This window comes from Bartonella sp. TT110JLCBS, assembly GCF_042193405.1.
Taxonomy (GTDB): domain Bacteria; phylum Pseudomonadota; class Alphaproteobacteria; order Rhizobiales; family Rhizobiaceae; genus Bartonella.
Window position 1 is genome coordinate 1 of record NZ_JBHILT010000177.1, and the last position, 818, is coordinate 818.

1 protein-coding gene is annotated in these 818 nt (G+C 38.5%); it reads left to right on the plus strand.

Annotation, left to right across the window (positions count from 1 at the left end):
- Nucleotides 1–2 precede the first annotated feature (2 nt).
- A partial coding sequence (locus ACFILW_RS10290) for a Fic/DOC family protein (protein ID WP_375685791.1) occupies nt 3–818 on the plus strand: 816 nt, incomplete at its 3' end.

Consider the following 818-nt stretch of genomic DNA (forward strand, 5'->3'; position numbering starts at 1 on the left):
GTGTGATGTATAATCGGCTTGGTATTAAAGACAAAACCACACTAAGGAGTATGGAGTCTGCTTTTGCTTATATAAGGTCTTATGAACTTGATAGTACTCCTATTAGGGGTAAGTTTGATCTCAATCATATGAAAGACATTCACAAGAAGCTATTTGGTGACGTCTATGAATGGGCAGGAGAGATCCGTTCAATAGATATTACCAAAGGTGGTTGTTTATTTGCTTATCATCATCAGATTGAAAGCTACGCACCGAAGATTACACAGCAGCTTGCCAAAGAACAATATCTGCGTGGTCTTGATGCGGATAAATTCAGCCAGAGAGCTGGATATTACATGGGTGAAATAAATGCGTTGCATCCGTTTCGAGAGGGAAATGGACGTACTCAGCGTGAATTTATTGGCCAACTTGCTCGTGAAGCTGGTTATAATATCAACTGGGACTGTATCACGCGAGAGGAAATGACAAAGGCATCAATTGAGGCACTTTATGGTACTTCTGAATTACTGTCTGAGCTTATTCGTAAGAACCTTACTGAATTTACAAAAAATAAAAATGTTGACGTTTTGCAAGGTCTAGGAGAAAAAGTTTCCTCTTACGTTGATTTTAATAAAGAATTATCGCAAAAACAAAAGGAAAAAATTACGACCCTTTTGGGGAATACAAAGACAGCTTTTAGCAGACTTCAAAAAGAAGATCCCAAGGTTGAGCAATCACAAAAAGAGTTGAATGTTGCATCAAAAACAACAGAAAAAGCCCCATACCTTGCGGCTTATACGGATAACTCTAATCTAGAACAGAAGGTGCTAAGCGCTCTT